A 23,313-nucleotide genomic window follows, 5' to 3' on the forward strand; every position below is an offset into this window, starting at 1 on the left:
ATGGAAGCATTGAAGCTGGAAAAGGTAGTTAAGCAGTACGGCGACAAAACCGCGGTGAACGGAATCAGCCTCGGGGTGGAGCGGGGAGAGATTTACGGTCTGCTCGGGGCCAACGGCGCGGGCAAGACGACGACGATGCGTATGGTGCTTGGCCTTATTTATCCTGACGAGGGGGATATCCGGTATAACGGCAAGCCTTTCAACAGCGAACTCCAGGCCATCATGGGCTATCTGCCCGAAGAACGGGGGCTGTATCCGAAAGTAAAGGTCAGCGAGCAGATTAACTATCTGGCGCGTCTGCGCGGCATGTCCGCAAGCGATGCCGACAAGAGCCTGCGGTACTGGCTGGACCGCTTTGACGTGCCGGACTACTATAACAAGAAAATCGAGGAGCTCTCCAAAGGCAATCAGCAAAAAATGGGCTTCATCGCCGCCGTTGTACATAAGCCGCAGATCCTGATTCTTGACGAAGCCTTCAGCGGCCTTGATCCAGTCAACGTCGAACTGCTCAAAGATACGGTCAGGGAGCTCCGCGACCAGGGAACGAGCATCTTGTTCTCCACGCACCGGATGGAGCATGTTGAGGAGCTGTGCCGCCATATCACGATTCTGGACCGCTCCAATACGGTCGTGCAGGGCGACCTCCGCGAGATCAAGCAGGGTTATCCGCGCGAAGAGGTGCTGCTGCGGACGCCGGGCGAGGTGACCGGCCTTGACAGCATACCGGGCGTTACCGCCGTGGAGCGCCAGGAGCGGGGCTATATCGTCCGCATCACCGAAATCGGCGCCGCCCAGCGCATTCTGCGGACAGCGCTGGAGCAGGGCGAAGTGGAGCATTTCGAAGTCAAGGAACCGACGTTAAACCAAATCTTTATCAGAGCGGTGGGTGAATCTCATGAATAAAATGGGAACGATTATTGGATTCACGTTCAAGAACAAAGCGAGAACGAAATCCTTTTTGATTACGACGCTGATTATGGTGCTGCTGCTCAGCATCGGAATGAATATCCCTTATTTTATCCAAGTGTTCAAAGGCGAAGACGGTGGCGCTCAAAGCTCGGGCGTCCACATCGCCGTCATTGCGGAGAACGGCAGCCCCGCCGCGCAGCTTCTGCAAGCTTACACCAAGCAGCCGGGCTTGGACGCGACCGTCACCCCGTATCCCGCAGCCGATGCCGCCGGCTTGAAACAGGCGCTCTCGGATGGCAAAGTGGACGGATATCTCACCTTTACGGAGCAGAGCGGAGCGGGACTCGGTTCGGTCGTCTTCCACTCCACGGACGACAGTGCCAAGGCGAAGAGCTTTCTGCAGGCCGCGCTTCAGCAGGTCAACGCGCAGCTGATCGCGGGCGACCGGCTGACTCCGCAGCAGATCGCGGCGATGAACGCGCCGGTGCAGCTTGGCACCGAGAAGATCAGCGCGGACGGGGTAGCGGCTCAGGTTAAATCCCATCCGTTGATCAACTATGTCATTGTCTACATTTTACTGATTCTGTTCTTTATGTCGATTATGATGACCGGCAATATGATCGCGGCAGAGGTCACCTCGGAGAAAAGCTCGCGCATCATGGAGATTCTGATTACCAGCGCCTCGCCGCTGGCGCAAATGTTCGGCAAAGTCATCGGCATTTTCCTGGTCGGCCTGCTGCAAATCGCCATTATCGCGGCCGCCATCGCCGCCAACCTGATGCTGCCGCATAATTCGGGCATTCTGCAGGATTTCAATCTCGATCTGGGACAGCTCAGCGTCAGCCTGCTGCTGTACGGAATCGTTCTGTATATTCTCGGCTATTTCATGTTCGCCCTGATGTATGCCGCCGTCGGCTCCATCGTCAGCCGCACCGAGGACCTCGGGCAGGCCGCGATGCCGGTCATGATGCTCGGCTTCGTGAACTTCTACGTTCCGCTGTTCAGCATTTCGACCCCGAATACCCTGCTGATCAAGGTCACAAGCTTTATCCCGTTCACGTCGCCCCTCAGCATGCTGCTTCGGATCGGCGTCGGCGATGTAGCCGCATGGGAAATTATCCTGTCGCTGCTGCTTCTACTCGTTACGATCTTCGGCCTAGGCTGGCTGGCCGCGAAGATTTACCGCACCGGCGTGCTGATGTACGGCAAGCGCCCGAGCATCAAGGAGCTGCGCAAGGCGATGAAGGCTTATAAGATATGAGGGAGAGCGGTAAATTGTGATGTGAGTTATATTTATAACTGAGACAATTTATATTAATAGTTGAGACTTTTATATCGTCTATTTGATACAATAAATGGTGTACCAGTAGGGTCAAATCCTTGATTCTACTGGTTTTTTTCATTGTGTGGATATGATCATCGTATAAATATGAGTCACAGCGGGTAGCATAATAATAATTATGAATATATGGTTTCGGATGATACTTCCCGTTAAAAGGAGGTTGGTATATGGATTGGAGCGATAAGAGTTGGCTTAAAGAGACGAAAGGTATACTCCGAAGAGGAAGGTTAGTAACCGCGGAAGTAAGTGGCATCTCATATTATTGGCAGCTTTTTTGGTCGTACCAATAATCGACCGATGGACTACGAATCGTTAAATGAAAGGTTGTTTTATTATTTTTTGGAATTAGATTCCCAAGTGGTTAGGTATTACATTCAAGTAATAGCTGTGCCGATGCTAACTAAAAATAAAGAATGATTACATGTACCGGATGTTAGAGTTCTCCCCAGTTATTTCGCCAAAACCGGACAAATGAGCGGATACCTGGTTCCCCAGACTTCCTCGAAGCGGTCCACTTTGAGCAGTACCCCTTCCTATGTTTCGGCTTTGTGGATCGGCTTCGGATCGGCGGTGACTTTTCTTGAGGTCTTTGTACGACACGTAGCGAGTGGAATTCCGGATTTGGTGAATGATACACTTCTGGATTTCGGTCTTTGGATAACAGGAGGAAATGGCCTCGGAGAACCCGTTCAGGTTGTCCGCGTAGATGATGAGGATGTCCTGGACGCCTCGGCTCCGGAGGTCATTCAGCACGCTGAGCCAGAACTTGGAGGTTTCGTTCTCGCCAATCCACATGCCCAGCACATCCTTGTTTACAGTCCAGGACGATGCCGATGACCATGTACGCGGCTTTCTTCTTCACAATGGCTCTGTTCTGCTTCACTTTGAAGTGAATCGCGTCTAGAAAGACGACCACTTAGCCCCCTTCGACTGGGAATCCGGATGAGATGAATGAAGACCTGGTATTAGAACTGTTCTGAACTGTATAGGGAGGGACATACCATTATTATGGTAACACATGCTCTCAAGGTGGTAGAACTAGCTGAACGGCAAACTTGGTTCGAATAAGGAAATATTAAGGGACTAACCACCAGGTCCGACCCGACCGTCATTTTTACTTAGGAAACGAATAAGTCGAATGCGTTCTTACGGATACAAGTTCTTAATTTCCGAGAATTAATATTGTTACCTTTTGTTTAGGGACAGAAAATTCTCTATATATGTAATGTAAAAAGCCTGTTAAATCAGGCTTTTTTATTTTTCTCATACTGTTGAACAGTGAATATTCTCCATAAAGTAGGTTTAAAAACAGACCATTATTACCGGTATTCGCATGAATTTTCCGGCGGACAGAGGCAACGGATCGGATTGGCAAGAGCGTTGATGGTTGATCCGAAAATGATGATATTATCCTATCCGTGGATGATTACAGCTTTACTGCAAAAATGCTGGTTGAACAGGCTCCAAAACCTGCAAGTAGTTCCTTGAGCAGCTGCCGTTCAAGTCCTTGTTTGTACAAGGGGCATGGAGCGGGGAGATTTTCTTTACTCCTTTGGAATATCAAGCAAAGCATCTTCCATTCGAACACCCGACGAACCGCCGAGGCTACATATGAGTCAGCCAAGCAGACTGGCAAGGGCGATCTGGACGTGACAGGGATCTTTAAAAAGCTGCGGAAGAGGAATTTCCGTTAAATTTTCATTGTCTGCCGAATAATATGATTAAAGGGAAGTGGATGGTTAAGTCTTAGAGGACATTGCCGTCCATTTTTCCGTTATCGCGGCGTTGACAATTGATGCAGGCCAAAGTATGATATAGTCATCTTGTTACATGAAAAATTAATGATTTTACATGAAAATTGTTGGAAAAGCCGGAGGGATAGGCGTGTCAAAAATTCAGGAGGTAGCTAAACTCGCAGGAGTATCTATTGCGACTGTATCCAGAGCGCTTAACGACTCGGAACTCGTCAGCCCTGATACAAGGAAAGTTGTGGTCGAAGCTGCAAAAAAATTAAATTACAATCCCAATACCAGGGTGAAAGCCACAAAACCTAAAGAAGGCGAACTTTCAATCGGGATTATTATACCGGACATCGCCACCTTCTATTTTGGGGAGCTGTACCAGGGAATCGGAAAAGTAGCCCACGAAAATAAGGTAAATGTTCTGCTGAATGATTTGTATTACCATGACACCGAAAAAAGCGGCATTCTGAGTTCCATCAACTTCATGCAGAAAAAGGGCGTTGACGGCATTATTTTAGCCAGCCGTTCACTGTCGGATCAATATGATGAAGAGCTTCAGCAAGTAAAGGTCCCTATTGTGCTTGTATTAGGGGATCATGAGCAATCGCACCTGCCCTCTTTCAGGATAGACGATATACGCGCGTCTTTTGACGCTGCTTCTTATCTGGTATCCCGGGGACACCGGAGCATAGGCGTGATATCGGCGCCTCTTACGAACAAGGTGGCCGGGGAAAGAAGACTCGCGGGATTCAAGAGGGCGGTGGATATTTACAATCTGCCCTTTACCGAGCAGCATATCGCTTACGGCGACATGCGTTATGAAGGCGGATACATGGCGATGAAGGAACTCTTGTCATCCAGGGATCAAACCGGTATTACAGCGGTGTTTGCGGCAACGGACGAGATGGCCGTCGGGGCCATGCGTTGTATTTATGATGAGGGACTGCATGTTCCTGGTGATATATCGGTGATCGGTTACGATAATTTAAGCATTTCGAACATGACTACGCCGAAGCTTACGACTATTTCCCAACCATTTGCAGATATCGGTATGGAGGGAATGAAGCACCTGGTACAAGTATTGAGGGAACCGAGAAAAGCATTTGAGCAGGGCAGCCATTTTTTGCCTTATAAGCTTATAGAGAGAGAGTCCGTGTTGGAAGTCAGGGAAAAAAAATAAGAGTACACCAATAGCGTCTGTTGGATCAGACGCTATTTTTTTGTCTTTTTTACATAAACAATTATGACCTTTACATGAAAAAGGGAGATTATGGCCACTGTAGAGATATGGTTTCGTTATCATATATAAGCACCATTCTATGTACAAAATCAATCATTTTATTGCTTGGAATTCTCGCTTGAGATTAAAAAAACCATTTATTTCAAGCGTTTTTTGGGTTTATTAGAACATTGTTGATAAAAGACCCCCCCTCGTGTAAGTTAATGTAACATGAATGAAAAAGAATTGTTGACAAATCAAAACTGCACTAGGTATATTATTAATGCGATGTAAATTTACATTTTTATTCATGAAAATAAGTGGGTGATAAATCAGCTTAAAGATTGGGAAACTAAGAGTGAATTGCTAGGCGATGGTTATGATACAACCAAATAATGTAGAGAAGGGTATGATTTGAATGAAAAAAAGTAAGTTGCTCGTCCTTATGCTAGCTTTACTAATGATTCTTATTACGGCCTGTGGCCAGTCCGCTTCGAACACCTCCTCTACTCCAAATGAGGGGAATGGAACCGCTCCAAGCCCTTCGGCAGGATCCGATTCCGGCAGCGGCTCGCCTCTGGAAGAAGCCTATGCTGGAAAATATAAAGGAACGACCGTGAAGCTGTTCGCAAAAGAGATTGGGGAAGAATCGGTTAAGTTCATGGATGCCCTGCAGTCATTCCAAGAGAAAACGGGAATTACTATAGAGTATGAAGGTAATCAAAGCTTTGAATCGGCTCTCTCTGTCAGAGTGGACGGCGGAAACGCTCCGGATATTGCTAAAATCTCCCAACCGGGTCTGCTGGCGAATTTTGCAAAGGCCGGCAAGGTTGTGGATGTGAGTACCTTTTTGGATTTGGACAAGCTGAAGAGCAACTACAATCAAAGCTGGCTGGATATGGCGACCATGGACAATGGGAGCGGCGGAACAATGATGGCGGGCGTATGGCATCAGGCACTGGCCAAAAGCCTTGTGTGGTACAACACGAAAGAATTTGAGGCTGCCGGTTATGAAATTCCTGAGACCTACGACGAGTTGCTTGCTCTATCGGATCAAATGGTTGAAGACGGCGTAGCTCCTTGGGCCATCGGCATCCAAAGTGAATCGTCAACAGGATGGGTGACCACGGACTGGATCGAAGATTATATGCTGCGCACGACCTCGCTTGAGAATTACGACAAGTGGACAAGAGGCGAGCTACCGTTTTCTTCTCCGGAAGTGAAGAATGCCGTTCAGAAAATGCTGGATCTCTGGAATAAGCCAAACTATGTTGAAGGCGGCGTGAAGTCGATCGTATCTACGACCTTGGCTGATGCAACCATTCCGATGTTCGAAGATCCGCCGACCAGCATGATGTATAAGCTGGCAAGCCTTGCCGTAAACTACTTCCCTTCCGATGTGAATGAAGATGATTATGATTTCTTCTACTTTCCGCCGATTGACGAAAAATACGGCAAGCCGGTTCTGGTAGGCGGCGAGATCATGGCGATGTTCAACGACCGTCCGGAAGTGCGGGCCGTCATGGAATACTTTACACTCGGGGAGTCCCTTAAAGGCTGGATTGAACAGGGCGGCGTTGTTGCACCGCATAAAGACGCAAGTCTTGACTGGTATGCCAACAAGGTCGACCGTGGAGTAGCGGAAATTATTCAGAATGCTGACAGCCTCCGCTTTGACGGTTCGGACTTGATGCCGGGTGAAGTAGGAGCCGGCACGTTCTGGAAAGCCATGACCGATGTGGTAAGCGGCTCTGTGGATTTGGATCAAGCACTGAAAGAAATCGATGAATCCTGGCCCAAGTCTCAGTAAAAAATGAAGCGGGAGGAAGCTCTCTTTCAAAATGGAGAGCTTCCCTTCTTCTAACAATACCCTGATCCTTTCTTTGTCGGATTAGGCATTAGAAAGAAACGGAGAGCTTTCGATGAATACCATGATTAGAAATAGTTGGGGAAAGACTTTCCTCTCTTTAATTGTCCTGCTGCTAAATATTGCGGTTCACCGTTTGTTCTGGAATTTGTTCCGGGATTTTACGATGCCCATCCCGGTAACAATTATTCTCGCTCTGATCTGGGGCGTTCTCGGGCTGTATCTGACTTATTATTCACTGAATTGGATTGTGGAGCAAATGAACGGCAGGTGGAAGGGGAAGATCCTTCCCGTGGTTTTTATCGGGCCCGCGGTACTTCTTCTGGCCTGGCTGCTTCTGTTTCCGGCGATCCGAACGCTCTTGTTAAGCTTTTTTAATGCGGACTCATCCGTGTTTGTAGGTCTAGGCAACTATATCGCCGTATTTACGGAAAGAACCCTGCAGATGGCGATCCGCAACAATTTGTTATGGGTATTGATCGGCACCTCCCTGTCCGTTTCGCTCGGATTGATAGTAGCGGTTCTGGCGGACAGAAGCTCCTTTGAGAAAACGGCAAAATCCATATTATTTATGCCCATGGCGATATCCTTTGTGGCAATTGGAATTATTTGGAAGTTTGTTTATTATTATAAACCCGGCGATGAACAAATCGGTTTACTGAACGCTGTTGTTGTGGCGCTAGGAGGCGAACCTCAAGCCTGGATTGGACTGATACAGCCCTGGAACAACCTGTTTCTTATTGCAACCATGGTGTGGACGCAAACCGGATTCGCGATGGTCATGCTGTCGGCGGCGATCAAAGGCATTCCGGAAGAGATTCTGGAGGCGGCCCGGGTGGACGGCGCGAATGAAAGGATTATTTTCTTTCAAATTATCATTCCTTATATTCAAAGCACGATCTGGACGGTTCTTACAACCATTGTCGTGTTCACCTTGAAAATTTTCGACATTATCATGATAATGACCGGTGGACAATATGGAACCGAAGTTATCGCGACGCAGTATTACAAGCAATTCTTCAACTTCCGGAACTTCGGCTACGGCTCTTCGCTGGCTATGATCCTGATGATCATACTGATACCTGTCATTGTCTACAATCTGCGCATGTTTAAAAAGGAGGGAAGAATGTAATGCGAAAGAAACATCTTTCCTCCAAAATGATAATCAATGGAATACTGCTCGTCATATGCCTGATCTGGATCATTCCAACGCTGGGATTGTTTATCTCATCCTTCCGTATGCCTGACGACATTAAACAAAGCGGATGGTGGAATGTGTTTCCTCACCGCGAGTGGAAGCAAGTGGAAACGGTTGTCCTTCCGGCAGGGACAAATCTGAAGGGTCCTTTGGTGATTGAAGGAGCCGCAACGACCGACCGAAAGCTCCGCCAGGGCATTGAACTAGAGAATGGGCAAAGAGCCAAGTGGGAAAACCGGCGTGAATTATCCGTTGCGGTGCTGGAGAAGCGCTGGACGGTCAATTGGAATTTCACACTGGACAATTATATAAGTATTTTGCAGGATAAGGGGCTGTCCTCCAGCGGACAACAGGTGAAAGGCTTGTCGAAAGCATTCTTCAATACCCTTACCGTATCCATACCGGCGACCATTATCCCCATACTTATTGGCATTATCGCCGCATACGGCTTTTCCTGGATGCAGTTTAGGGGCAAACGCCTTCTGTTTTCCATTGTCATTGCCCTGCTCGTAGTTCCGCTCCAGGTATCCTTGATACCGATATTAAATGATTTTCTTAAGCTGGGGATCAACGGAACGATTCTGTCGATCTGGATCGCTCATACCGGCTTCGGGCTACCCCTGTCCATCTATTTTATGTATAACTATGTCAGCCAGCTGCCCAAGGATTTGTTCGAATCGGCTCATATGGACGGAGCGAACCATCTAACCATTTTTCAGCGGATTGTACTGCCGTTGTCCGTTCCCGCATTGGCTTCGTTCGGAATTTTTCAATTCCTATGGGTGTGGAACGATTATCTTGTATCCCTTATTTTCCTGGGAAGCCAGCCGGAACGCAAGGTTCTTTCCATCTATCTTTCGGAAATGTCCGGCCCTTACGGAAATGAATGGCACCTGCTAACCTCTAGCGCGTTCATCTCCATTATTATGCCGCTCGCTGTGTTTTTCCTTCTGCAGCGCTACTTTATCCGCGGTTTGATGGGCGGCTCGGTGAAAGGTTAATTTACAGCATTTATCATGCACTTATTTAACATCTAAGTCCAACTTGTGGAGGTCTCATAATGAAAACGAATTGGTGGAAAGAAAGCGTCGTTTATCAGATTTATCCCAGAAGCTTCAAGGATTCGAATGGAGACGGGATCGGAGATCTGCAAGGCATTATTTCAAAACTGGATTATATCGAAAATCTCGGCGTGGACGTGGTATGGCTTTCCCCGGTATATAAGTCTCCGAATGATGACAACGGCTACGATATTAGCGATTACAGGGATATCATGGACGAATTCGGTACGATGGCCGATTGGGAACAACTGCTACGGGAAGTCCATGGACGTAGAATGAAGCTGATCATGGATCTGGTTGTTAACCATACCTCCGACGAACACCAGTGGTTTATCGAGTCCCGCAGCTCAAAGAACAACGCCTACAGGGATTATTACATGTGGCATCCGGGCAAGGACGGTCAGCCCCCTAACAACTGGGAGTCCGTTTTCAGCGGATCGGTTTGGCAGTTTGATGAGAACACCGGTGAATATTATCTGCATTTGTACAGTACCAAGCAGCCGGATTTAAATTGGGAAAATGAGGACGTCCGCAAGGAAATTTACGATATGATGAATTTCTGGCTCGAAAAGGGGATCGACGGATTCCGGATGGACACCATCACCACACTGTCGAAGGTGCCTGATTTTCCGGATGCGCCAATTGTTAAAGAAGGGCCTTATCAGCCGGCCACGCAGTATTATATCAACGGTCCCCGCCTTCAAAGTTATCTCGATGAAATGAAGCAGGAAGTGATTTCCAAATATGACATCCTGACTGTTGGCGAGACGCCGGGAGCGACTCCCGATGAAGCCATACATTACACGAATGAAGAAACAGGCTTTATGAGCATGTTGTTCCAATGGGAGCATATTGAAGCGGATCCCGGTACGGGCGGTAAATGGGAAGAAGATACATGGAACATGCCTGAATTCAGATCAGCCATGACAAAGTGGCAGAACGAATTGGAAGGCAAAGGCTGGAATACGCTTTATTTAAGCAATCATGATCAGCCGCGTCAGGTTTCCCGCTTTGGCGATGACCGGGGCTACTGGAAAGAGTCGGCGAAAATGCTCGGTACGTGCCTGCACATGATGAAGGGTACTCCTTTTGTTTATCAAGGCGAGGAGCTTGGGATGACCAATGTGGCGTTCGGGTCGATAGATGATTATCGTTGTGTAGAAACGAGAAATATGTATCGGGCAGCGATTGCTGCCGGGAAAGATCACGAGTCTCTGATGAAGGCGATTCATCATAAAAGCCGGGATAACGGCCGGACTCCAATGCAATGGGACGACAGCGTCAACGGCGGATTTACGACGGGAAATCCATGGATCGGTGTAAATCCGGCTTACCCTCAAATCAACGCTGAGCAACAGCTTAATGACCCGGATTCCATATATCATTATTACAAAAAGCTGATTTCCTTGAGACGGGAATATCCCATTATTTTATGGGGTATCTATGAATTGATTTTGAACGACCACAAGCATATTTACGCCTATACCCGGCGTATGGAAGAACAGACACTGCTGGTGATCAACAACTTTTCGGGAGAGGCCCAACGTTTTGTATGGGACGGAATTAGCGCTTACTTCAACCGGCAGCGGCTGATTGGCAACTATTCGCCTTCCGGCGAGCTATCGGAGAATATGGAGCTTCGGCCGTATGAAGCCGCAGTTTATTTACTGCATCCTTAAAAAGGCGAAGGAGGTCAGTTCATTGAGGAGAATGTTCGCAAATAACGGCTACGCCTACTTCCTTGTCGTATTAGCGCTGCATCTACTCGGGGGAGCCGGATTTCTTATGGCAACGGACCGTCAGCCGGAACTGTGGGGGCTTGGTCTTTTGGCTTATTCGCTTGGCCTGCGTCACGCTTTTGACGCCGATCATATTGCGGCCATTGACAATACGATCCGGAAACTGATCGAACGGAAGAGCAACCCTTTGGGGGTTGGCCTGTATTTTTCTTTAGGCCACTCGACGGTCGTCTTTCTTATGGTGCTGGCGATCGCGTTCTCAATGAACACGTTTGTGTTCGACAATCCGGCACTGCGTGAAATCGGCGGGCTGATCGGGACGTCGGTATCCGGTTTCTTCCTGATCTTCATCGGACTGATCAATGTGATCACGCTTGTGAAGCTATGGCGCGGAGCATGGGGAGCGGGGGGCCGAACAGGTGGGAATTTCAAATCGGACCATCAGAGCCATCAGCATGGACCCAAAGGAATTTTTACGAAATGCTTGGCTCCGGCTCTTCGAATGATCAACAAAAGCTGGCATATGTATCCGCTCGGCTTTCTGTTTGGACTAGGATTTGATACGGCGACGGAAGTTAGCCTGCTGGCCTTGACGGCTGGTACAGCGAGTCAATCGTTCTCCATCGTCGGCATTTTGTCCCTGCCGCTGCTGTTTGCCTCGGGGATGAGCTTCATGGATACAATTAACGGTGCGATTATGACCAGAGCCTACCGGTGGGCATTCGTTTCCTATAAGAAGAAAATCGCCTATAACCTGATTTTGACCGGAGTCTCGGTCGTATCGGCATTATTCATCGGTATCATTCAGTTGGTTCATTTAATGGAAGCCCGGTGGCCGAAGTCCGCTGCTGATTGGGTAAACGGGCTGGATTTCGTGTATCTGGGCTACGCTCTGGCCGGATTTCTGATCCTCAGTTGGATCGTCTCCATAATCATTTGGAAAGGGATGAAGAGCAGACATGCAGTTGACGGAACGTGAAAAGGAAAAACTTCTGATTACGGTTGCGGCCAATCTGGCCCGGACCCGGTTAGAACGGGGAGTCAAGCTGAATTATCCGGAAAGCGTGGCGCTGATTACTTCGGAAATTATGGAAGGCGCCCGGGATGGAAGGAGTGTAGCGGAGTTAATGGAATACGGAACCCGCATTCTTACGGCGGACCAGGTTATGGAAGGCGTTCCCCAAATGATCCACGAGGTTCAGGCGGAAGCGACGTTCCCGGACGGGACCAAGCTGGTAACCGTTCATCAGCCTATCGGCTCATGAGCAGGTTTCATTGTAGTGGATGAAGCGGCCCATGAGGAGCAGCCACGTCTGAAAAGGAGGGATTGTAACATGGTACCGGGCGAATACCGGGTTAAGCCGGGAAAGATCGAACTAAATGCCGGGAGGAAAAGCTGCGAAATACGGGTGACCAACCTTGGCGACCGCCCTGTTCAAGTCGGTTCGCACTTTCACTTTTTCGAGGTCAACCGGCAATTACAGTTTTCGCGCGAAGTCGCTTTTGGCATGAGGCTGGATATTCCGGCCGGAACGGCCGTCCGCTTTGAGCCGGGAGAAGAAAAGCCTGTACCGTTAACCGGGCTTGGAGGGAGCAAGCTTTCGTTCGGGCTGAACGGATTATCGAACGGTCCCGTGGAAGCGGGCGCAATGCCCGATGTAATAAGGAAGCGGATCTCGGAATGGGAGGGATTCGGTGAGTAAAATGAATCGAAGCGCGTATGCCGGCATGTTCGGTCCTACTACAGGCGATGCTGTCCGGCTTGCAGATACAGAGCTTTGGGCGGAAATTGAACGGGATTATACCGTGTATGGCGATGAATGTAAGTTTGGCGGAGGAAAGGTGATCCGGGACGGCATGGGACAGTCCGCTAATGCCCTACGTGATGACGGTGTTCTGGATACGATCATTACGAACGCGGTGATTATTGATCACTGGGGAATTGTAAAGGCCGATATCGGACTCAAGGACGGAATGATTGTCGGGATCGGTAAAGGGGGAAACCCGGACATTATGGACGGCGTTCATCCGGATATGATCATCGGGGCGAGTACGGAGGTGATTGCGGGGGAAGGAAAAATCGTCACGGCAGGCGGGGTGGACGCCCACATTCACTTCATATGCCCGCAGCAGATCGAAACCGCCCTTTCTTCCGGAGTTACCACGATGATCGGCGGAGGAACAGGCCCCGCGACCGGCACGAATGCGACAACCTGTACTCCGGGAGCGTGGCATATGCGGCGCATGCTGGAGGCGGCGGAAGCCTTTCCGATGAATCTCGGATTCACGGGCAAAGGCAACGCTTCGTCGGCAGGACCGCTCGCCGAGCAGGTTGAAGCCGGGGCTATCGGACTAAAGCTGCATGAAGACTGGGGAACAACCCCTTCTGCCATTGATACTTGTCTTCAAGTGGCGGACGAATATGACGTTCAGGTAGCCATTCATACCGACACCCTGAACGAAGCTGGATTTTTGGAGGATACCCTTCGGGCGATTAACGGCAGGACCATTCACACCTATCATACGGAAGGTGCAGGGGGCGGACATGCGCCGGACATCATCCGCGCTGCTTCCGAGCAGAATGTGCTTCCTTCGTCCACCAACCCAACGCGGCCTTTCACGGTCAACACCGTTGAGGAGCATTTGGACATGCTGATGGTCTGCCATCACCTGGACAGCAAAATCCCGGAGGACGTGGCCTTTGCCGACTCCAGAATCCGTCCGGAAACGATTGCTGCTGAGGATATTTTGCACGATCTCGGAGTGTTCAGCATGATCAGCTCCGACTCGCAAGCGATGGGACGCGTAGGTGAAGTTATACTCCGGACCTGGCAGACCGCGGACAAGATGAAACGGCAGCGCGGACCGCTTGCTCCGGATACTGTCAGCGATAACTTTCGGATTAAACGCTATATTTCCAAATATACGATTAACCCGGCAATTACTCATGGCATTTCCCATCTAGTCGGTTCGGTGGAGGCAGGGAAGTTCGCGGATTTGGTCATTTGGTCGCCGATGTTCTTCGGAGTTAAGCCGGATCTTGTACTCAAGGGCGGCAGTATCGCCTATGCCCAAATGGGAGATCCCAATGCATCCATACCGACGCCTCAGCCGGTTATGGGCAGACCGATGTTTGCCTCCTATGGAAAATCGGTGGAGCAAAGCGCCATTACCTTTGTATCCAAAGCGGCCTTTGAGAATGGAATCGTGGAGCAGCTGGGCTTGCGTAAAAGAGTAGAGCCCGTCCGGAACTGCCGCGGAGTTGCCAAAAAGGATATGATCCATAACGACTGCACTCCGAAAATCGAAGTGGACCCGGAAACCTACAAAGTGACGGTTGACGGTGTTCCGGCCGTGTGTGAACCGGCGGACAAGCTCCCTATGGCGCAGCGTTACTTCTTATTTTAAGCCTGGAGGGATGCCAATGATACCTTGGCTGGCGGTTCAACAGCTTCTGGATTCCGCATTGCCGATAGGCGGTTTTTCACACTCATTCGGACTTGAAACGGCGGTGCAGGAAGGACGGATCCGCAATATGCTGGAGCTGGAGAAGTATCTTGGCACGATGATTCTGCAAAGTTGGTCCACTGCCGACGCCATGGTCGTTAAGGCCGTTTACGAGACGGCCGACGGGCAGGATTGGAAGCGGCTCTGGCATGTGGAAAGACTGGTCCATCTTCAGAGGATCGGATCCGAAACGCGTTCAGGCGTGGAAAAGATGGGCAGACGCCTGCTGCAATTGGCTGTCGTTATCCACCCTGCGATCGACTGGTCTCCGCTGCAGAAGGCGCACGAGTCCGGAGAATGTCTGGCTACCCATCCTCTTGTCCACGGCTTTATCTGTCTCCGCCTGGGATTGAGTCTGGAGCAGGCGGTGCAGGGATATTTATACACCTGCATCGTTACCGGAACGGGCAGCGCTTTACGCCTGTTATCCGTGGGTCAAACCGAATGCCAGGCGCTTATTACGAGGCTTTCACCCGTAATCGGACAGGGATGGGAGATCGCAAGGGAGTTGCGGCCCGAGGATGCATATGGGAATGTGCCGGTCTCAGAGCTTTACGCAGCAAGGCATGAAACGTTATATTCCAGGCTTTTTATGTCATAACCGCAAAGATTTCCATACTTGAAACGGAGGGAATGTTATGTGCCAAGGGCAAGGACATCATCACCAGGATTGGTCACAACCGGTATTCGGCGGGGCGCGTCCGATTCGAATTGGGATCGGCGGCCCTGTGGGTTCGGGTAAAACCGCATTAGTGGAACGGGTTGCGCGCGAATTGGGAGACAAATACAGCCTTGCTGTCATTACCAACGATATTTATACCAAAGAGGATGCACGCATCCTGCTGGATACCGGAGTCCTTCCGGAGGACCGGGTCATCGGCGTAGAAACGGGCGGCTGTCCCCATACGGCGATCCGGGAAGATGCTTCCATGAATTTTGAAGCGGTTGAGGAATTGGAAGGGCGCTTCTCCGATCTGTCCATGATTTTGATTGAAAGCGGAGGGGACAATCTGGCGGCGGCCTTCAGCCCGGAGTTGGTGGATCGTTTTATTTATATTATTGATGTAGCTCAAGGCGAAAAAATCCCCAGAAAAGGCGGACCCGGCATTATGCGTTCAGACCTTCTTATCATTAACAAGACGGACCTTGCTCCCCATGTCGGCGCAAGCCTGAAGGTGATGGAAGAAGATACGAAACGGATGCGGGGCGAACAACCTTATGTATTCTCCAATCTATTGGGCGGCGACGGTCTAAATGAAATTGTCTCCTGGATTGAGCATGAACTTCTTCACGCTCATAAAATCGAACATGATCACGCCTGATTCCGCATCTACAAAGGCTTCGGTTCTTCAGGCTGCGGCATCCTTCCGGAATGGGACAACGGGGCTGAGTCGAAGGTACTGCACCTCCCCTGTCAAAATCGCCAAAACTTTTCCGAATTTGAAGGAGCTTGGCGTAATGATAATGGACGCATCCCCCGGGATGCTGGAGGGCGACCGTTATGAATTCGATTGGGAAGCGGAAGAAGGCGCGCATCTTTCCCTCACGAACCAGGGGTTTACAAAGGTTCATCCCGGCAGCCCGGAGAAAGGCTCATCCATGGCCAGCAGATTCCTTCTCGCGCCTAATGCCTGCATAGAAAATATGATGAAGCCGATTATGCTTTACAAGGACGCCTCCTTTGAGAACGAAACCACGGTGAATCTTGGAGTGGGGGCGGTCTGGATGCAGGGGGAAGTGCTGTGCCCGGGAAGGACTGCGCGTGGAGAGAGCTTCCTTTACCGCAAATTGGATAACCGGCTTAAGGTTTACTATGAAGGGGAGTTGATCCATTACCAACGGCAGCGGATCCTTCCGGAAGCCCAGCAGATCTATTCCATAGGCGCTTGGGAGAATCATAGCCATATCGGAACGTTTCATGTATTTTCAGATAAGGTTACACCGGACCTATTGGTGAAAATAAGGAATGCATTAGAAGAAGCGCCATCCCGGACGGACTGTCCTGCTTATGCCGGAGCTGCGTTAACCTACCGGCACGGTATCGCTGTAACAGCAGCTTCCTCTTCTGCATGGATTCTTCAGGAATGGCTGCAGTTGATTCGTGAAATTGTACGCGGGGACCTACTGGAACCTTTGCCACTCCTTTGGAGCAATGGCTTGCTCTAAGGAGGATGATAAGAATAGAACTTGTGGTCCTCATTTCTGAAAATTATTAGGCGATGTCTGACCTGTTGTTATACAGTGTCCGGCGTCGTTTTTTTATCAGAAATAGGAGAGAAGACCCCTTCCTCTGTTGCGTGCACCCCTTAGAATAGACATTGGATAAAGCCCCTGGTTTATCCGATGAAAAAAGGGGGTGCATTTTTATGCCAGTGACAAAAGGGAAGAAGTGTAACACGTATACGTATGAGACCAAGCTGGAGGCAATACGGCTTCATCTTGAATTCCAGTTAGCAACCTGTGTAAACTTTTTGGTGCTTCCAGAAGTGGATACTACGCCTTCTTGAGACGTAAAGAAACGGATCGAGATTACGAAGCCAAGGCACTTGTCAGAAAAGTATATGAGCAATATACAGCCTAGGGGGGCAGTGTATATAAAATAGGGTTTTGACCTTTGCAGGCAGGGGATGAATCGACTTTCCACGTCTTTCTTATACAGAAAGCTGTTTTGCAGGACTATACATATAGTATCTTAGTAAAATGGTTGCCAAACTTAGTATCAATGATAGGATTCCCACCAATACGACATAGGGCACACCCATTTCTGATATAAATAAACCGCCTATAGCTGCACCCAATGTCGTTCCTACGTTACAGGATGATATAAATAATCCATTAGCAAAATCAGGGGCTTCTGGAGCAGAAGTCGCAATCAAATATTGATTGATATTTGCCATTATTCCTCCAGCCAAGACTCCCCAAATTAAAGTTATAATTTCCATAGGTACGGCAAATTGGCCTGTGAAGAATAAAATGATGTAAACAGCAACCAATAACAAAGGAAAGGATACTACAGATTTGGTGGCACTATGAGTAAGTAACTTTCCTGCGACAATGTTTCCAACAATTATTGGCTCCACCGAAGATGAATAACGTTAAACTTATGGTATTCGGAGACATATTCGTTACGGTTTTCAGATATTCGCTAATATAACTATAAATCCCAAATACAGCTGAGTTTAATAAAATGACAGTCACGATGGAAAGCCATAGAATAGGTTTTTTTAATACGGAAAATTGTGTACTGTAAGAAAGTCTTTCTTTAACAGGCATAGAGGGTACAAATAGTAAAGTAGCAATGAATACAAGAGCATTTACAATAGCAAAGAATGCCATCGCCATTTCATAAGAAACGGCACTATCAATAAAACTTGCGATCGGTACGCCGGCTACCATACCCGCAGATACTCCTATAAATACTTTAGAAACAGCCTTCGGAGCTTCTTCTATACTTACTGAGGAAGCAGCTACTGTAAATGCCAAAGAACAATAAATGGGATGAAAAAAGGCTGGAATGATACGAGCAATTAATAGAATGGTAAAGTTAGATGTAAATAAGGAAACAATGTTTCCCAAAACGAAAACTCCTAATACAAGTAACATGACCTCTTTGCGGTTTATTCCTGAAAATAATAACGGCAAGATTGGACCAGATATAGCAATGCCCAGCGCAAAAAGGCTCACCAGCAAACCAGCTTGAGTTACACTGACATTATAGTGGTCAGCAATGGATGGTAATATCCCAATAACACCCATTTCGGTATTTAGAATGCCGAACACTCCTATGGTCAATATGAAAACCAGTAAATTATTTTGTTTAGCCAAAAAAGCAACTCCCTATCTTCAATGAAATCCTCCAAACCTCCCAATACCTGGGCTACTTTAAATTCTCGGTAAAGAATGCTTCCAGCTTCTCGGATGGAATAAACTCCGTTCTGTCGTACAGATCAACGTGTCCTGCATTTGGAACAATGTACAGCTCTTTGGGTTCTGCCGCCAATTTGCAAGCATCTTCACTAAAGTACCGTGAGTGAGCGTGCTCACCAATGATGAACAAAATGGGTCTCGGCGAAATCGATTTAATGTACGTAAGCAGAGGGAAGTTCATAAATGACATGCTGCTTGTCACGGTAAATTGAGTAATTGAGTTTGGGTGGTACCCGCGAGGCGTAGAATAGAACTCGCCAAACTCGCGACCAATAGGGTTTGTATTTTCGTCAAATCCAATAGGTGATCCCCGATCGGTCAGCACTGGCGGGTTGCCCTCAAAATCTGCGTAGCGCTGCTCAGCAATTGCATCGAGTATTCTGTTGCGATCTTCTTCGGTGAACGAGTCCTTAAAGCCGCTCGCTTGCGCACGGGAGATATCATACATGCTGATCGTGGCGATAGCCTTGATGCGTCTGTCTACCTGTGCTGCACTGATCGCAAAACCACCGCTCCCGCACATACCGATTACACCAATTTGATTTCGATCTACAAATGGACGCGTACCCGCAAAATCAACGGCTGCGCTGAAATCTTCTACAAACAGATCAGCCGAAGAAAGGTGCCGTGGCTCTCCGCTACTGTATCCGTTGTACGATGGGTCAAATGCAAGAGCCACAAAACCACGCTCTGCCATGTTTTGAGCATAAATACCCGAACCCTGCTCTTTAACACCACCATAGGGGGCACCTATAATAATGGCTGCGTGTTTCTTGGACTCATCAAAGTCTTTTGGCAAGTAGAGATCTGCCGCAATTTTTATTCCAAACCGGTTGTTATAAGAAACTGATCTTCTTGTTACCTTATCGCTTAACTCAAAAATATAATTTGGCATATTAAAAAACATCCTTTCATGTGAAATAAAACTACGATTGATGTTTTCTCGACATCTGCTTATAATTTATAATATACAAATAAACAAAACAAGGCATACAAATCGTTGATTTTATCAGTTTTATTGTTTAAACAACAAATCAATAGAAATTGTCGATTATATCGAGTAAGGGTTGATGTTAATAACATGGCAAAAGTGGATAGAAGAATTGTTAGGACTCAAGAGGCTATTAAAAAAGCATTTCTTGAATTGATGTCAGAAAAAAATTTCGATAGCATTACCATTCAGGATATCTCTGATCGGGCAAATATTAACCGTGCAACGGTTTATCTTCATTACTTGGATAAATTTGACCTGTTGGACAAGATCATAGAAGAACATATCAATAACATGGTTAAACTTTGTGAGTTGGAAGTAGAAATGGATTGGATTGAATCGACTGTTCACTGCATGGAATATCTTGAAAGTAATTATTTATTTTTTTCAACGATGTTGGCGAGTGGAGGAGCTCCGTATTTTCGCAGCCGGTTTGTTCAACATAATATCGAAGAGTTCAAAAAGGAAGTGGATATAACAAAAGGCAAAAATTTAGGTCAAAGCGAAGATGTAGTTGTCGAATTTGTTGCAAATGCTTACGTAGGTGTAGTGGAGTGGTGGCTAAAAAATGGCATGCCTTATCCAGCGAAGGAAATGGCAGAAAAAGTGGGGGATCTATTAGAGAGGATTATATAGATCTATCTTATAAAAACTGATGGATCAGGGGTTTTCTATTTGCGCCCCCCGGGCAAAGAAGTTCCACCACGGTTACCCGAGAGGCAGGGGTCGTCTTTCGATTATTTTTCCCTAAGGATGCCTTGCTCTGATTCCGATAGCTTCGTTTTATTCAGGAGCCGAAGACTGAAGGGAGGCACAGGCTAGAATGTCCGCCGTCGTGCGAATTCTGCCAAGCCGCGGGAAGATCACGGAACGTACATGCTCATGCTCCGCCTCACTTAAGCCGGTCATAGCGTCTATCGCAAAAATCACCTGATACCCGTGGGCGAAGGCTTCTCGCGCTGTGGTATCCACACCAATACCTGAGGCAATGCCGCAAAGGACGATCGTCGTAATGCCGCGCCGGCGCAACTGCTGATCCAGGTCCGTCGCATGGAAGGCACCCCATTGGCGCTTTGTAATCACGTGGTCGGTGTCCGTGACACCGATCTCTGGCACAATTTCATCCCAGCCGGGTGGCAGGTTCATTGCAGGAGGAGCCTGGTCCAGCAAAGGACGCGGCATATCCTTGAAGTCCTTGCTGGATACGCGCACGAGCCCCACGAATGCACCTGCATCTCGGAACGCCTTTACCATGGAGGCGGCACGGCTGACGACTTGCTCAGCTGAATGAGGGGCATAGCGGGTTCCAAGCCATTTTTGCAAATCAATTACGATTAAGGCTGTCTGAGGAAAATGAAATAATAATTCTTCCATGAATTATCACACTCCGTGAACAAAATCGAGTTTGACCCTCGCTATGACTCATTGTATAAAAATATGAACCATCGGTCACTTGACTCTATGTTTATTATTTTGTACCTTTGGTCAAAGGGTGTCAAGAGAGGATTTGTGATGATGAGTGTAACTAAACAGGAGATTATTCGTTCAGCTTTCCAGTTGTTTAAGAAAAAAGGGTTTCTTGCGACTTCGATCCAAGAGATCGCCGAGGATTGTTCCATTGCCAAGGGCTCGGTGTACAAATACTTTCCCTCGAAGGAGAACCTGTTCTGCCAAGTATTCGATGAGTGCCAGACGGCGTATTTTGACCAGGCAGAGCATCTGAAGAAAACAGAGACGGGGACTCCCAAGGAAGGGCTCGTCAAGCAGATTGTGTTCCGCTATCAGTATTTTATCGAATTCAATCGGATTTTGGTTGAGTTTACGGAGCTCCCTATTACGCAGGATGCTGCCTTCCGTCCGCTTCGGAATCATGTTCGCGGCCGCATGATGGAGTGGCACAAGGCTTGGCTGCTAGAAGTTTATGGTCCGCAAATTGAGCCGTTTCTATGGGATTTGCTGTTTATATACCGTGCTATTCTTAAGGATTATCTGCTGCGTATCCTTTATGAGGTGAAGCCGCTGTCGATTGAAGAAACGGCTTGGTTTATCGTCGATAAGTTGGATGCGCTCGCCGCACATATGACAAGGACAGGCTCGAAGGCACTGCTCGGGAAAAGTGCTTACGGCGCTTTCATACATATGGACTCGAACGACTGGCGGAGGGGAAGAGAGCAGGCTGCCGAGGAGCTGCTTGGCAGAGTGACGGCTGCACTGGAGGCTTGGCCTAACGGGAGCGCTCGGCGGAAGGATCTACAAGAGGTTATTCATCTGTTAGGCGCTGAGATTGCCCAGCCGCAGCTAAAGCGGCCGCTCATCCAGGCGCTGTGCGCCTTTTTGGAACAGGAGCAGGAGCTTAAGAGCCTGGTCATCCAGCTAAAGCAGATTGTCCTATCTGAACGGGATTGATGGCAGAGACAGTTGGCCCCAATGCTCCCAAGGTTCTTTTTTTCATTAGAGAAGCCCCTTTGCCTTAATATTAGTGCTTCCGTTCTCTTCCATCAGAGTTTTTAATACGTACAGGTTATTATTTACTTCACGTTGTATATTCCCTTTTAGCAGTTTAAGCAGAATAGCGCTGGCACCGGAAGGCTTCATGATAACATGATTAGCGAGTATGGTTTTATTTTCAAATGCTTTGAGCTCATATTTAGATTCGTAATCAAATCTTCCGCCGGCTGCTTGCAAATGGAGGAATTGGTCTGTCCGAGCCTCAATGACCGTAATGGTTTCTATTTCTTGCGAGTGGACTAAATCTCTTGTCAATCTATAGGTATCTTTACGGTCTCCCGTCGGCTCTACGGTCATGACAGCATAATTCCAAGATGAATAGTTCTCCACATTTCTTAAAAATTCATAAACCCGTGCCACAGTACAGTCAATGATTAGCTCATTGCTAAATGAAATATCCATTGTTACTTCCTCCTTTGCTCGTGCCAAGCTTTTCTTCTGAAAATATATGAATAAGCGGATTTTGTTCTATCCTCCAAATTAGATGACACATCATTTATGTGTTTAGGATAGATGATGTATCATCTATTGTCAAGAACAAATCTGCAATCTGACTGCGGCCGTTTCCCGGTATTCTACCGGGGAGCGGTCGTTTCGTTTACTCCTGATTCGTCAGAAATACTGATGGATCAGGGGTTTTTCTATTTGCGCCGCCCGCTTGGAGGGCTGTGGGAATTTTCCCGTACATCTGATACTTTTCCCGGTTTGATAAGCGCTTTCCTAACTTCCTCCAAACGTATTGTTAGCGTTTTCTCATGGTGATATCCTCTGTTCATGGCCATAAAGAAAACACTTACAAAAGGAGATTAGAGATATGGGTATCGTACTGGCGCGAATTGATCAACGTTTGATTCATGGAATTGTGGTAACGCAGTGGGCGGGACATACAAGAGCCAAACGGCTGATGGTCGTGGATGATGTTGTAAGTCAGGATGAAGTCCAAAAAACGGCGATGCGCATGAGCAAGCCTGCCGGGACCGGGATGTCGATCATTGATACGGATACGGCCATTACCAACTTCAATGCCGGAAAATATGACGATCATAATGTTTTGCTGGTTGTCCGGGAGCCTGAAACGTTACTGAAGCTTGCTGCGGGCGGCGTTCAAATTCCGAAAGTAAACGTCGGAATCATCTTTGACGGCGAAGGCAAAACAACGGTCAAGAAGATGGTTTCGGTCAATGAAAAAGAAGTAGCTGATTTAAAAGCATTAAAAGCTAAAGGAATTCCGGTCACCTTTCATTTTGTGCCGGGAGATGCGGAAGAATCACTGGAAACCTATATCAAATAACCAAGCAGGAAG

Annotated in this window: 21 protein-coding genes and 2 pseudogenes; 18 read left to right on the plus strand and 5 right to left on the minus strand. The window is 48.1% G+C overall.

The window, feature by feature from the left end:
- A complete protein-coding gene (locus tag PUR_RS02515) occupies positions 1–903 on the plus strand; it encodes an ABC transporter ATP-binding protein (protein WP_179033882.1) in 903 nt (300 codons plus the stop codon).
- Positions 896–2,170, plus strand: coding sequence for an ABC transporter permease (locus PUR_RS02520; RefSeq protein WP_179033883.1), 1,275 nt, complete (start codon positions 896–898; stop codon positions 2,168–2,170). Before PUR_RS02515 ends, PUR_RS02520 begins: the two co-directional genes overlap by 8 nt.
- 517 nt (positions 2,171–2,687) lie before the next feature.
- On the opposite strand, the pseudogene PUR_RS02525 reads toward PUR_RS02520, so the two are convergent.
- A pseudogene (locus PUR_RS02525) lies at positions 2,688–3,164 on the minus strand (IS256 family transposase); the annotation flags it as partial.
- Between the two features lie 365 nt (positions 3,165–3,529).
- On the opposite strand from PUR_RS02525, the gene PUR_RS02530 reads away from it, so the two are divergent.
- The 13 genes from PUR_RS02530 (at position 3,530) to PUR_RS02590 (ending at position 16,750) form a co-directional block, all read left to right on the plus strand.
- Entirely contained in the window at positions 3,530–3,739 is a 210-nt protein-coding gene (locus PUR_RS02530) for an ATP-binding cassette domain-containing protein (protein ID WP_179033884.1), read from the plus strand.
- Positions 3,740–4,135: 396 nt separating this feature from the next.
- On the plus strand, positions 4,136–5,173 hold the full coding sequence (locus PUR_RS02535) for a LacI family DNA-binding transcriptional regulator (protein WP_179033885.1): 1,038 nt from the start codon (positions 4,136–4,138) through the stop codon (positions 5,171–5,173).
- Positions 5,174–5,630: 457 nt separating this feature from the next.
- On the plus strand, positions 5,631–7,022 hold the full coding sequence (locus PUR_RS02540; RefSeq protein WP_179033886.1) for an ABC transporter substrate-binding protein: 1,392 nt from the start codon (positions 5,631–5,633) through the stop codon (positions 7,020–7,022).
- Positions 7,023–7,134: 112 nt separating this feature from the next.
- Positions 7,135–8,211 (plus strand): carbohydrate ABC transporter permease, encoded by a 1,077-nt coding sequence (locus PUR_RS02545; protein ID WP_179033887.1) that lies wholly within the window; start codon positions 7,135–7,137, stop codon positions 8,209–8,211.
- Positions 8,211–9,278 (plus strand): carbohydrate ABC transporter permease, encoded by a 1,068-nt coding sequence (locus PUR_RS02550; protein ID WP_179033888.1) that lies wholly within the window; start codon positions 8,211–8,213, stop codon positions 9,276–9,278. Before PUR_RS02545 ends, PUR_RS02550 begins: the two co-directional genes overlap by 1 nt.
- Before the next feature lie 59 nt (positions 9,279–9,337).
- Complete coding sequence (locus tag PUR_RS02555) at positions 9,338–11,017, plus strand: glycoside hydrolase family 13 protein (protein ID WP_179033889.1); 1,680 nt, start codon at positions 9,338–9,340, stop codon at positions 11,015–11,017.
- Between the two features lie 31 nt (positions 11,018–11,048).
- Positions 11,049–12,056, plus strand: coding sequence for a HoxN/HupN/NixA family nickel/cobalt transporter (locus tag PUR_RS02560; protein ID WP_232101847.1), 1,008 nt, complete (start codon positions 11,049–11,051; stop codon positions 12,054–12,056).
- On the plus strand, positions 12,037–12,342 hold the full coding sequence (locus tag PUR_RS02565; RefSeq protein WP_179033891.1) for an urease subunit gamma: 306 nt from the start codon (positions 12,037–12,039) through the stop codon (positions 12,340–12,342). Before PUR_RS02560 ends, PUR_RS02565 begins: the two co-directional genes overlap by 20 nt.
- A 69-nt stretch (positions 12,343–12,411) precedes the next feature.
- Entirely contained in the window at positions 12,412–12,780 is a 369-nt protein-coding gene (ureB, locus tag PUR_RS02570; protein WP_179033892.1) for an urease subunit beta, read from the plus strand.
- A 1-nt stretch (position 12,781) separates the two neighbouring features.
- Positions 12,782–14,485, plus strand: coding sequence for an urease subunit alpha (ureC, locus tag PUR_RS02575; protein ID WP_442953823.1), 1,704 nt, complete (start codon positions 12,782–12,784; stop codon positions 14,483–14,485).
- Between the two features lie 16 nt (positions 14,486–14,501).
- Positions 14,502–15,185, plus strand: a complete 684-nt coding sequence (locus PUR_RS02580; protein ID WP_232101686.1) for an urease accessory protein UreF — start codon at positions 14,502–14,504, stop codon at positions 15,183–15,185.
- Positions 15,186–15,222: 37 nt separating this feature from the next.
- Positions 15,223–15,906 (plus strand): urease accessory protein UreG, encoded by a 684-nt coding sequence (ureG, locus tag PUR_RS02585; RefSeq protein ID WP_179033895.1) that lies wholly within the window; start codon positions 15,223–15,225, stop codon positions 15,904–15,906.
- 136 nt (positions 15,907–16,042) lie between these two features.
- The gene (locus tag PUR_RS02590) at positions 16,043–16,750 is read left to right on the plus strand and encodes an urease accessory protein UreD (protein WP_232101687.1); all 708 of its coding nucleotides are present in this window, start codon (positions 16,043–16,045) and stop codon (positions 16,748–16,750) included.
- A 485-nt stretch (positions 16,751–17,235) separates the two neighbouring features.
- Here the strand turns inward: PUR_RS02590 and PUR_RS02595 are convergent.
- Positions 17,236–18,409 (minus strand): annotated as a pseudogene (locus tag PUR_RS02595) (MFS transporter).
- A 52-nt stretch (positions 18,410–18,461) separates the two neighbouring features.
- Entirely contained in the window at positions 18,462–19,406 is a 945-nt protein-coding gene (locus PUR_RS02600; protein ID WP_179033897.1) for an alpha/beta hydrolase, read from the minus strand.
- A 186-nt stretch (positions 19,407–19,592) separates the two neighbouring features.
- Between PUR_RS02600 and PUR_RS02605 the strand changes: the two genes are divergently transcribed.
- Positions 19,593–20,138: a TetR/AcrR family transcriptional regulator gene (locus tag PUR_RS02605; RefSeq protein ID WP_179037714.1), complete on the plus strand. Its 546-nt coding sequence runs from the start codon at positions 19,593–19,595 to the stop codon at positions 20,136–20,138.
- A 147-nt stretch (positions 20,139–20,285) separates the two neighbouring features.
- Here the strand turns inward: PUR_RS02605 and PUR_RS02610 are convergent, their stop codons facing one another.
- Complete coding sequence (locus PUR_RS02610) at positions 20,286–20,876, minus strand: isochorismatase family protein (protein WP_179033898.1); 591 nt, start codon at positions 20,874–20,876, stop codon at positions 20,286–20,288.
- Positions 20,877–21,014: 138 nt separating this feature from the next.
- On the opposite strand from PUR_RS02610, the gene PUR_RS02615 reads away from it, so the two are divergent.
- Positions 21,015–21,908, plus strand: coding sequence for a TetR/AcrR family transcriptional regulator (locus PUR_RS02615; protein ID WP_232101688.1), 894 nt, complete (start codon positions 21,015–21,017; stop codon positions 21,906–21,908).
- 45 nt (positions 21,909–21,953) lie between these two features.
- Here PUR_RS02615 and PUR_RS02620 read toward each other — a convergent pair whose 3' ends face one another.
- Positions 21,954–22,412, minus strand: coding sequence for an SRPBCC family protein (locus PUR_RS02620; protein ID WP_179033900.1), 459 nt, complete (start codon positions 22,410–22,412; stop codon positions 21,954–21,956).
- A gap of 412 nt (positions 22,413–22,824) precedes the next feature.
- On the opposite strand from PUR_RS02620, the gene PUR_RS02625 reads away from it, so the two are divergent.
- Positions 22,825–23,301 carry a PTS sugar transporter subunit IIB gene (locus PUR_RS02625; protein ID WP_179033901.1) on the plus strand — a complete coding sequence of 159 codons (477 nt, stop codon included), beginning with the start codon at positions 22,825–22,827 and terminating at the stop codon, positions 23,299–23,301.
- Positions 23,302–23,313 lie beyond the last annotated feature (12 nt).

The sequence above is a fragment of the Paenibacillus sp. URB8-2 genome (assembly GCF_013393385.1).
GTDB lineage: Bacteria > Bacillota > Bacilli > Paenibacillales > Paenibacillaceae > Paenibacillus_AQ.

What these genes read in the sequence shown, in the direction of transcription:
- PUR_RS02515 (WP_179033882.1), top strand. Translation starts at nt 1, where the DNA reads ATGGAAGCATTGAAGCTGGAAAAGGTAGTTAAGCAGTACGGCGACAAA.
- PUR_RS02520 (WP_179033883.1), top strand. Translation starts at nt 896, where the DNA reads ATGAATAAAATGGGAACGATTATTGGATTCACGTTCAAGAACAAAGCG.
- PUR_RS02540 (WP_179033886.1), top strand. Translation starts at nt 5,631, where the DNA reads ATGAAAAAAAGTAAGTTGCTCGTCCTTATGCTAGCTTTACTAATGATT.
- PUR_RS02545 (WP_179033887.1), top strand. Translation starts at nt 7,135, where the DNA reads ATGAATACCATGATTAGAAATAGTTGGGGAAAGACTTTCCTCTCTTTA.
- PUR_RS02550 (WP_179033888.1), top strand. Translation starts at nt 8,211, where the DNA reads ATGCGAAAGAAACATCTTTCCTCCAAAATGATAATCAATGGAATACTG.
- PUR_RS02555 (WP_179033889.1), top strand. Translation starts at nt 9,338, where the DNA reads ATGAAAACGAATTGGTGGAAAGAAAGCGTCGTTTATCAGATTTATCCC.
- PUR_RS02560 (WP_232101847.1), top strand. Translation starts at nt 11,049, where the DNA reads ATGTTCGCAAATAACGGCTACGCCTACTTCCTTGTCGTATTAGCGCTG.
- PUR_RS02565 (WP_179033891.1), top strand. Translation starts at nt 12,037, where the DNA reads ATGCAGTTGACGGAACGTGAAAAGGAAAAACTTCTGATTACGGTTGCG.
- ureB (WP_179033892.1), top strand. Translation starts at nt 12,412, where the DNA reads ATGGTACCGGGCGAATACCGGGTTAAGCCGGGAAAGATCGAACTAAAT.
- ureC (WP_442953823.1), top strand. Translation starts at nt 12,782, where the DNA reads ATGAATCGAAGCGCGTATGCCGGCATGTTCGGTCCTACTACAGGCGAT.
- PUR_RS02580 (WP_232101686.1), top strand. Translation starts at nt 14,502, where the DNA reads ATGATACCTTGGCTGGCGGTTCAACAGCTTCTGGATTCCGCATTGCCG.
- ureG (WP_179033895.1), top strand. Translation starts at nt 15,223, where the DNA reads ATGTGCCAAGGGCAAGGACATCATCACCAGGATTGGTCACAACCGGTA.
- PUR_RS02590 (WP_232101687.1), top strand. Translation starts at nt 16,043, where the DNA reads ATGATAATGGACGCATCCCCCGGGATGCTGGAGGGCGACCGTTATGAA.
- PUR_RS02600 (WP_179033897.1), bottom strand. Translation starts at nt 19,406, where the DNA reads ATGCCAAATTATATTTTTGAGTTAAGCGATAAGGTAACAAGAAGATCA.
- PUR_RS02605 (WP_179037714.1), top strand. Translation starts at nt 19,593, where the DNA reads ATGGCAAAAGTGGATAGAAGAATTGTTAGGACTCAAGAGGCTATTAAA.
- PUR_RS02610 (WP_179033898.1), bottom strand. Translation starts at nt 20,876, where the DNA reads ATGGAAGAATTATTATTTCATTTTCCTCAGACAGCCTTAATCGTAATT.
- PUR_RS02615 (WP_232101688.1), top strand. Translation starts at nt 21,015, where the DNA reads ATGATGAGTGTAACTAAACAGGAGATTATTCGTTCAGCTTTCCAGTTG.
- PUR_RS02620 (WP_179033900.1), bottom strand. Translation starts at nt 22,412, where the DNA reads ATGGATATTTCATTTAGCAATGAGCTAATCATTGACTGTACTGTGGCA.
- PUR_RS02625 (WP_179033901.1), top strand. Translation starts at nt 22,825, where the DNA reads ATGGGTATCGTACTGGCGCGAATTGATCAACGTTTGATTCATGGAATT.